At 69.6% G+C, this 8,912-nt stretch carries 6 protein-coding genes; 1 reads left to right on the forward strand and 5 read right to left on the reverse strand.

Translation table 11 applies throughout. The features are described 5' to 3' along the window. The 3 genes from fusA to rpsL all read right to left on the reverse strand — a co-directional run. On the reverse strand, positions 1 to 1,493 hold a 1,493-nt coding region (fusA, locus tag VFW24_14390; protein ID HEX5267950.1), incomplete at its 3' end, for an elongation factor G. Between the two features lie 88 nt (positions 1,494 to 1,581). Beyond that, entirely contained in the window at positions 1,582 to 2,052 is a 471-nt protein-coding gene (gene rpsG / locus VFW24_14395; GenBank protein HEX5267951.1) for a 30S ribosomal protein S7, read from the reverse strand. A gap of 2 nt (positions 2,053 to 2,054) precedes the next feature. Next, complete coding sequence (gene rpsL / locus VFW24_14400; GenBank protein ID HEX5267952.1) at positions 2,055 to 2,426, reverse strand: 30S ribosomal protein S12; 372 nt, start codon at positions 2,424 to 2,426, stop codon at positions 2,055 to 2,057. A gap of 132 nt (positions 2,427 to 2,558) precedes the next feature. On the opposite strand from rpsL, the gene VFW24_14405 reads away from it, so the two are divergent. After that, positions 2,559 to 3,437 carry a hypothetical protein gene (locus VFW24_14405; protein ID HEX5267953.1) on the forward strand — a complete coding sequence of 293 codons (879 nt, stop codon included), beginning with the start codon at positions 2,559 to 2,561 and terminating at the stop codon, positions 3,435 to 3,437. A gap of 105 nt (positions 3,438 to 3,542) precedes the next feature. Here the strand turns inward: VFW24_14405 and VFW24_14410 are convergent, their stop codons facing one another. Together VFW24_14410 and VFW24_14415 are read right to left on the reverse strand one after the other, a co-directional pair. After that, complete coding sequence (locus VFW24_14410) at positions 3,543 to 7,610, reverse strand: DNA-directed RNA polymerase subunit beta' (GenBank protein ID HEX5267954.1); 4,068 nt, start codon at positions 7,608 to 7,610, stop codon at positions 3,543 to 3,545. After that, on the reverse strand, positions 7,611 to 8,912 hold a 1,302-nt coding region (locus VFW24_14415), incomplete at its 5' end, for a DNA-directed RNA polymerase subunit beta (GenBank protein ID HEX5267955.1).

The raw sequence follows: 8,912 nt of genomic DNA on the forward strand, positions 1-8,912 counted from the left end.
TAGCGCATCTCGACCTTCTGGACGGGCTTGGTGACGGTCTCCCGGTAGGCGACCTGCGGCTTGCCCACGTGGGCGTCGACCTTGAACTCGCGCAGCATCCGGTCCACCAGGACCTCGAGGTGCAGCTCGCCCATCCCGGAGATGACGGTCTGGCCCGTCTCCTCGTCGGTGTGGACCTGGAAGGTCGGGTCCTCCTCGGACAGGGCGTAGAGGGCCTTGCCCAGCTTGTCCTGGTCGGCCTTGGTCTTGGGCTCGACGGCGACGTGGATGACCGGCTCGGGGAACTCCAGCGTCTCGAGAAGGATCGGGTGGGCGGGGTCGCACAGGGTGTCGCCTGTGGTGGTGTTCTTGAGGCCCACCGCCGCCACGATGTCCCCGGTGTAGATGGCGTCCTTGTCCTCACGGTGGTTGGCGTGCATCTGCAGGATGCGGCCCACCCGCTCCTTGCGGTCCTTGGTCGAGTTGAGGATGCTCGAGCCCTTCTCCAGGGTCCCCGAGTACACCCGGAGGTAGGTCAGCTTCCCCACGTAGGGGTCGGTCATGATCTTGAACGCCAGGGCGGAGAAGGGCGCCTCGTCGTCGGCCGAGCGGCTCATCGGCTCCATCCCCTTGACATCGGTGCCCTCGACGGTCGGCACGTCCAGGGGGCTGGGCAGGAAGTCGAGGACCGCGTCGAGCATGGGCTGGACGCCCTTGTTCTTGAACGCCGATCCGCACAGCACGGGGACGACCTGATTGGCGATGGTGGTCTTGCGCAGGGCGCGGCGAAGGTCGTCGGCGGTGATCTCCTCGTCCCCGAGGTACTTCTCGGTGATGTCGTCGTCGAAGTGCGACAGGACGTCGACCAGCTCGTGGCGCCACGTCTCGGCGGTCTCGGCCAGCTCGGCCGGGATCTCGGTGACCTCCCAGCGCTCTCCCATGCCCTCCTCCCAGACGAGGGCCTTCATGCCGATCAGGTCCACGCACCCGTGGAACTCGGACTCGGCGCCGATCGGGAGCTGGACCACGGCGGGCATCGCCTCGAGGCGGTCCTTGATCATGTCGACGGCGCGGAAGAAGTCGGCCCCGATGCGGTCCATCTTGTTGATGAAGCAGATGCGTGGCACGCCGTACTTATTGGCCTGGCGCCAGACCGTCTCGGTCTGGGGCTCGACGCCGGCCACGGCGTCGAAGACGGCGACGGCGCCGTCGAGCACCCGGAGGGACCTCTCCACCTCGACGGTGAAGTCCACGTGGCCGGGGGTGTCGATGATGTTGATCCAGGTGTCCTTCCACATGCACGTCGTGGCGGCGGAGGTGATGGTGATCCCCCGCTCCTGCTCCTGGACCATCCAGTCCATGGTGGCGGCGCCCTCGTGGACCTCGCCCATCTTGTAGTTCTTGCCCGTGTAGTAGAGGATGCGCTCGGTTGTCGTGGTCTTGCCCGCGTCGATGTGCGCCATGATCCCGATGTTGCGGGTCCGGGCCAGCGGGAACTCCCTGATGATGGGCATGTTGCTTTCTTCTCGTGCTCGACGAAGTTGGTCCGGCGTTACAGCACGCCGATCTGCCGGCCGCAGGCCGGCGGCTACGGCGCCGGCTCTACCAGCGGTAGTGAGCGAAGGCCTTGTTGGCCTCCGCCATCTTGTGCGTATCCTCCCGGCGCTTGACCGCGGTGCCGATTCCGTTGGAGGCGTCCAGCAGCTCGTTGGCCAGGCGCAGTGCCATGGTCTTTTCCCGCCGCTGGCGGGAGTACCCCACCAGCCAGCGCAGCGACAGCGTGGTGGCCCGCCGGGGCCGGACCTCCACGGGCACCTGGTAGGTGGCCCCGCCGACCCGGCGGCTCTTGACCTCCAGCTGGGGCTTGGTGTTCTCCACGGCCCGCTTCAGCGCCGCCACCGGCTCGCTCCCGGTCCGCTCCCGGATGATGTCGAGCGACTCGTACACGATCCGCTCGGCCAGCGTGCGCTTGCCCCGGGACAGGATCTTGTTGACCAGCTGGGTGACCAGGACCGAGCGGTAGACCGGGTCCGGCATCAGGTCGCGGCGGGGGGCGGGTCCCTTGCGGGGCACGGTCAGCCCTCCTTCTTGGCGCCGTAGCGGCTACGGGCCTGCTTGCGGTCGCGGACCCCCGAGGTGTCCAGCGTGCCCCGCACGATCTTGTACCGGACCCCGGGCAGGTCCTTCACCCGGCCGCCGCGTACCAGGACGATGCTGTGCTCCTGGAGGTTGTGGCCCACCCCCGGGATGTAGGCGGTCACCTCCATGCCCGTGGTCAGCCGCACCCGGGCCACCTTCCGGAGGGCCGAGTTGGGCTTCTTGGGGGTGGTCGTGAACACCCGGGTGCACACGCCCCGTCGCTGGGGCGCGCCTCGCAGGGCCGGCGTCTTGGTCTTCGACTGCTTGGACTCGCGGCCCTTGCGGACGAGCTGTGAAATTGTGGGCACGGCGGACCTTTGAGGAGACTTCCGAGGGGGCCGGTTCGCCCTGCAAAGAGCGGTACGAACCGGGCGTCAATGCTACGCGACGGCAGGCCCCGGAGCAAACAAGCATTCCCGTGGCCTACCGTTGCCCGGGCCATGCCCGATCCCACCGACGTGGTCTTCTGGCGGGACCCCGACCCGTTGGACGTCCCGGACCCGGGGAGCGGCCCGCCCGACCTGGCCGAGGCGGCCCGCTGGCTGGTGGCGGCGCCGGGTGCCTCCGAGCCCGATCTGGACCCGGCCCTGATGGCGTGGCTCGGCCCCGGCCCCTGCGTCGAGCTGGCCACGATCGTGACCGTTCCGGCCGACCCGGAGGAGGGGACCGCCCGTCAGGGCGTGTCCCGGGCCCGGGCCCTGGAGCTGGCGCCCGCGGTGGCGGACCACACCGAGGGCTGCTCGGCGTGCTCGGACCGCCTCCGGGCCATGGTCAGCGTCGGGGAGCTGGCGCGGCGGGAGCCGCCCGGGGGCCGGGCCTCTGCGCCGCCTGCCCACGGCGACCCCGCCGACCGGCCGGCGTCCGTGCCCCCGGGCGATGCGCCGGTCCCGGCCGGCCGGAGGCGCCGGCACCGGGTGACGGCGCGGACGGCGGCCGGGGTTGTCCTCGCCGCCTCCGCGACCGGCGCGATTGCCTATCTGGCGTGGCCGTCGTCGGCGCCCAGCGGGCCGACGTCGGCCCGGGCGGCGGTGGCAGCCATCAGCCGCCTGCCTGCCGGCGGGTCCTCGCTCGTGCTCGACCCCGCCGCCACCAGCACGGCGGTGCTGCACCTCTCGGACGTCGGCGCCCGGACGGTGTCCTGGCAGGCGGCCACCACGGCGCCCTGGCTGCGGGTGGCTCCGGCCACCGGCCAGCTGGGACCCGGACAGTCGGTGACCCTGGCCCTCGACGTGGTCGGCAACCAGGCGTCGGGGCTGCGGGCCACCGTCCCCGTCAACGGCAACGACGGATCGGTGGCCGCAGCCCGCTTCACCCCCTGACATGGCGGCGGGCACCCGGGTCCTTCGGACCTCGCCCGCTGCTGCCGTGGGGCCCCAGCCCCACGGCGTCCTCGTGAGCGGGGCCGCTGCGCCCCCTGCTGCCGCCTAGCTGGCGCCCTGCTCCCACTCCCCGTCGGGAGGGGTGTCCTGCTGCTGCCACTGGTCGGGGGCATCGGAGGACCAGGTGGTGGCCGCGGCCTCCTGTCCCTGACCCTCGGAGCCGATCCCCGCCAGCCACGCCGCCAGGTCCTCGGTGGCCACCTCGGACTCCGACGACCAGAACGTCATGTGCTGGGCCTCGGGGGCTTCGAGGTCGATGGCGCGGTACCGGGACATCCCGGTGCCGGCGGGGATGAGCTTGCCGATGATGATGTTCTCCTTCAGGCCGAACAGCCCGTCGGACTTCCCCTCGATGGCGGCCTCGGTGAGCACCCGGGTGGTCTCCTGGAAGGAGGCCGCCGACAGCCAGGACTCCGTCGCCAGCGACGCCTTGGTGATCCCCATCAGCTCGGGACGGCCCTCGGCGGGGCGCCTGCCCTCGGTGACCAGGCTCCGGTTGACCTCGGCGTAGATGCGGGCGTCAACCCGCTCCCCGGGGAGAAGGGCGCTGTCACCGGCCTCGGCCACCGAGACCCGGCGCAGCATCTGGCGCACGATCAGCTCGATGTGCTTGTCGTGGATCGACACGCCCTGGTCCCGGTACACCTTCTGCACCTCTTCGACGAGGTACTGCTGGGTCTCCCGGATGCCCTTGATCTCGAGCAGCTCTTTGGGGTCCTTCGGTCCCTCGACGAGGGGGTCCCCCGCCTGGATCTCGGCGCCCTCGGACACCTCCAGGTGGGCCCGCGGGCTCACGCTGTAGGAGTCCTCGCTGCCGTCGTCCCCGACGATGGTGATGCGGCGGCCGTTCTCCTCCTCGGTGATCCGTACCACCCCGGAGGTCCGGGCCAGAACGGCCGCGCCCTTGGGGGTGCGGGCCTCGAACAGCTCGACGACGCGCGGCAGACCGTGGGTGATGTCCTCCCCCGCGATGCCGCCGGTGTGGAAGGTCCGCATGGTGAGCTGGGTCCCGGGCTCACCGATCGACTGGGCGGCGATGACGCCGACCGCCTCTCCGAGCTCGATGGGCCGGTTGGTTGCCAGCGACTGCCCGTAGCAATCGCCGCACACGCCGTGGATGGCCTCGCAGGTGAGAACGGAGCGCACCCGGACCCGGTTGAGCGACGTGTCGTCGCGGAGGCCGGCGATCTCCTCTTCTCCCATGCGGGTTCCCGCCGTCAAGGTGGTCCCGTCGGCCAGCGATACGTCGTCGGCCAGGAGCCGGCCGTACAGGCGGGTCTCGAGGTAGCTGCGCCGCCCGGCGGCGTCGGGTATCACGTCCTCGATCCAGATCCCGCGGGTGGTGCCGCAGTCCTCCTCCCGCACGATCAGCTCCTGGGCCACGTCGACCAGGCGGCGGGTGAGGTACCCGGAGTCGGCCGTCCGCAGGGCGGTGTCGGCCAGGCCCTTACGGGCGCCGTGGGTGGAGATGAAGTACTCGAGAACCGACAGGCCCTCCCGGAAGGACGCCTTGATCGGCCGGGGGATCATCTCCCCTCGGGGATTGGAGACCAGGCCCTTCATGCCGGCGATCTGGCGGACCTGCTGGGGGTTACCGCGCGCCCCGGAGTCGACCATCATGTCGAGGGGGTTGAAAGACATGGTCGCCAGCGTGCGCTCCATGGCCCGACCGACCTCGGAGTTGGCCGACGTCCAGATCTCGATCTCCTTCTGGCGCCGCTCGTCGTCGGTGATGATGCCCCGCTTGAACTGGGTCTCGGCCTTCTCCGCCTCCTTCTCGTAGCGGTCGAGGATCGAGGCCTTCTCGGCGGGGGTGCGGACGTCGTCGATCGAGATGGTGAGGCCGGACTGGGACGCGAAGCGGTAGCCCAGGTCCTTGATCCGGTCCAGGCTGCGCGCCACCTCCGACTTCGGGTAGACGGCGGCGACGTCCTCGACGATCGAGCCGATCGAGGTGTTGCGCCGGCCCACCACGTCGTTGATGTAACGGAACCCGGCCGGCAGGGCGTTGTTGAAGAACAGCCGGCCCGGCGTGGTCTCGAGCTCCTCGGCAGCAGCGTCGGAGCCGTCGGAGCCGTCCACTGATCCGTTCGACGCCCGGGCCTCCCCGTCGGCGTCGGCCAGCCCGTCGGGACCGGACCCGTTGCCCGAGAGCCCGGACAGGGCGGCCACGGACCGGCGCATCTTCACCTTGGCGTGCAGGTCCACGTCCCCGGCCTCGTAGGCCCGCTCCACCTCGTCCAGGCGGCGGAACACCCGCCCCTCACCCTTGGCGCCGTCGACCATGAGGGTGAGGTAGTAGGCGCCGAAGACCATGTCCTGGGTGGGCACTGTGATCGGGCGACCGGTGGCGGGAGAGAGGATGTTGTTGGCCGACAGCATGAGCACCCGGGCCTCGGCCTGGGCCTCGGCGGACAGGGGCAGGTGCACGGCCATCTGGTCCCCGTCGAAGTCGGCGTTGAAGGCCGTGCAAACGAGGGGGTGGATCTGGATGGCCTTGCCCTCCACGAGGATGGGCTCGAAGGCCTGGATGCCCAGCCGGTGGAGCGTGGGGGCCCGGTTGAGCAGCACCGGGTGCTCCTTGATGACCTCCTCGAGCACGTCCCACACCTGGGGGCGGCGGCGCTCGACCATGCGCTTGGCCGACTTGATGTTCTGGGCGAGCTCGGAGTCGACCAGCCGCTTCATCACGAACGGCTTGAACAGCTCCAGCGCCATCTGCTTGGGCAGGCCGCACTGGTGCAGCTTCAGGGTCGGTCCGACCACGATGACCGAGCGGCCCGAGTAGTCGACGCGCTTGCCCAGCAGGTTCTGCCGGAAGCGCCCCTGCTTCCCCTTGAGCATGTCCGAGAGGCTCTTAAGGGGGCGGTTGCCCGGGCCGGTGACGGGACGGCCGCGCCGGCCGTTGTCGAAGAGGGCGTCGACCGCCTCCTGGAGCATCCGCTTCTCGTTGTTGACGATGATCTCCGGGGCGCCCAGGTCGAGCAGCCTCTTCAGGCGGTTGTTCCGGTTGATCACCCGGCGGTACAGGTCGTTGAGGTCGGAGGTGGCGAACCGGCCACCATCCAGCTGCACCATGGGCCGCAGATCGGGCGGGATGACCGGGACCGAGCCCAGGATCATGGCTCGCGGGTCGTTGACCCGACGGCCGTTGTCGTCCCGGCGGTTGAAGGCCGAGACGATCTTCAGGCGCTTGATGGCCTTCTGCTTGCGCTGGACGGACAGGGGGCGCTGGCCCTCGGCCGGGTCGATCTGGTCGCGGAGCTTGACCTCCTCCTCGTCGAGATCGATGCGGGCGATGAGATTGGCGATGGCCTCGGCGCCCATCCCGCCCTCGAAGTAGTCCCCGTAGCGGTCCTTGAGCTCGCGCCAGAGCAGCTCGTCCTCGATGATCTTGCGGGGGAACAGGTCGCGGAACTCGTCGAAGGACCGCCGCACCAGGTCGATCTCGGCCTGGGCGCGCTCGCGGAGGGTGGTGATCTCCTTCTCCCCCGCCCGCTGGCGGGCTTTGATCTCCCCGTCCCTGGCCCCCGACTTCTCGAGGTCGGCCACTTCCTCCTCGATGGCCTTGAAGCGCTTGTCGATCTCGAGGTCCCGCTGCCGCTCGATGTCGGCCAGCTCCTCGATCAGCTCGGCCTCGAGGTTGGGCAGCTCGGTGTGGCGCTTCTCGTCGTCCACCCAGGTGACCAGGTTGGCGGCGAAGTAGATGACCTTCTCCAGCTGCTTGGCCTTCAGCTCCTCACGGGCCTCGGTGCCCATGAGCAGGTACGCCAGCCAGCTCCGGGTACCGCGGAGGTACCAGATGTGCACGACCGGCGCGGCCAGCTCGATATGGCCCATCCGCTCCCGGCGGACCTTGGAACGGGTGACCTCGACGCCGCAGCGCTCGCAGATGATGCCGCGGAACCGGACGCGCTTGTACTTACCGCAGTAGCACTCCCAGTCCTTGGTGGGCCCGAAGATCTTCTCGCAGAAGAGCCCGTCCTTCTCGGGGCGCAGGGTCCGGTAGTTGATGGTCTCCGGCTTCTTGACCTCACCGTGGGACCAGTTGCGGATGGCGTCAGCGGTGGCCAGGCCGATCCGCAGGCGGTCGAAGTTGTTTACGTCGAGCATCTAGAAGCTCCTCTCCCGCGCCCGGCGCTCGTCTTCCTCGTCCGATCCGCGCTCGGGGCGACTGATGTCGATCCCGAGCTCCTCGGCGGCGCGGAAGAGGTCCTCGTCGAGCTCTCTCATCTCGATCTCCTCACCCGTGGCCGAGAGAACCTCGACGTTCAGGCAGAGGGACTGCATCTCCTTGATGAGAACCTTGAAGCTCTCGGGGATCCCGGGCTCCGGAATGTTCTCACCCTTGACAATTGCCTCGTAGACCTTGACCCGGCCGAGCACGTCGTCCGACTTGATGGTCAGCAGCTCCTGGAGGGCGTAGGCGGCGCCGTAGGCCTCGAGGGCCCACACCTCCATCTCCCCGAAGCGCTGGCCGCCGAACTGGGCCTTACCGCCGAGGGGCTGCTGGGTGATCATCGAGTACGGACCCGTCGAGCGGGCGTGGATCTTGTCGTCGACCAGGTGGGCCAGCTTCAAGATGTACACGTAGCCGACGCTGATCGGGTTGTCGTAGCGCTCTCCGGTGCGACCGTTGTACAACTCCGCCTTGCCGTCCAGACCGATGAGCCGGTTGGCCGCTCCGTCCCCGTCCCCTGACGCTCCGTCGGGGTTCAGGTTCTGGAAGATGGCCTTGATCGTCGGGTGGCGGCCGGCGTCGTCGGCCTCGTCCCAGTGGGCGCCGTCGAACACGGGAGTCGAGATCCAGGTGTCGGGGAGGGTACGGGGGCGGGTCTTGCGCGCCGCGCCGTTGCTGGCGGCGGCGCTTCCGTTGCCGGACGACGCGCTGCCGTCCGACCCGTTCCAGCCCCACCGGGCGGCGTAGCCGAGGTGGGACTCGAGCACCTGGCCGACGTTCATCCGGCTCGGCACGCCGAGGGGGTTGAGGATGATGTCCACGGGCGTGCCGTCGGAGAGGTGCGGCATGTCCTCGACCGGGAGGATCTTGGAGATCACGCCCTTGTTCCCGTGGCGGCCCGCCAGCTTGTCGCCCTCGGAGATCTTGCGCTTCTGGGCCACGTACACGCGGACGAGCTGGTTCACCCCCGGCGGGAGCTCGTGGGCGTCCTCCCGGGAGAAGACGCGCACGTCGATGACCTTGCCCTCCTCACCGTGGGGCACCTTGAGGCTGGTGTCGCGGACCTCCCGTGCCTTCTCACCGAAGATGGCCCGCAGCAGGCGCTCCTCGGGGGTCAGCTCGGTCTCCCCCTTGGGAGTGACCTTCCCGACCAGAACGTCCCCGGGGCCGACCTCGGCCCCGATGCGGATGATGCCGCGCTCGTCGAGGTCCTTCAGGATCTCCTCGGAGAGGTT

Source organism: Acidimicrobiales bacterium, assembly GCA_036273495.1.
In the GTDB taxonomy this organism is placed as follows: domain Bacteria; phylum Actinomycetota; class Acidimicrobiia; order Acidimicrobiales; family JAJPHE01; genus DASSEU01.

What these genes read in the sequence shown, in the direction of transcription:
- VFW24_14405 (HEX5267953.1), top strand. Translation starts at nt 2,559, where the DNA reads ATGCCCGATCCCACCGACGTGGTCTTCTGGCGGGACCCCGACCCGTTG.
- VFW24_14410 (HEX5267954.1), bottom strand. Translation starts at nt 7,610, where the DNA reads ATGCTCGACGTAAACAACTTCGACCGCCTGCGGATCGGCCTGGCCACC.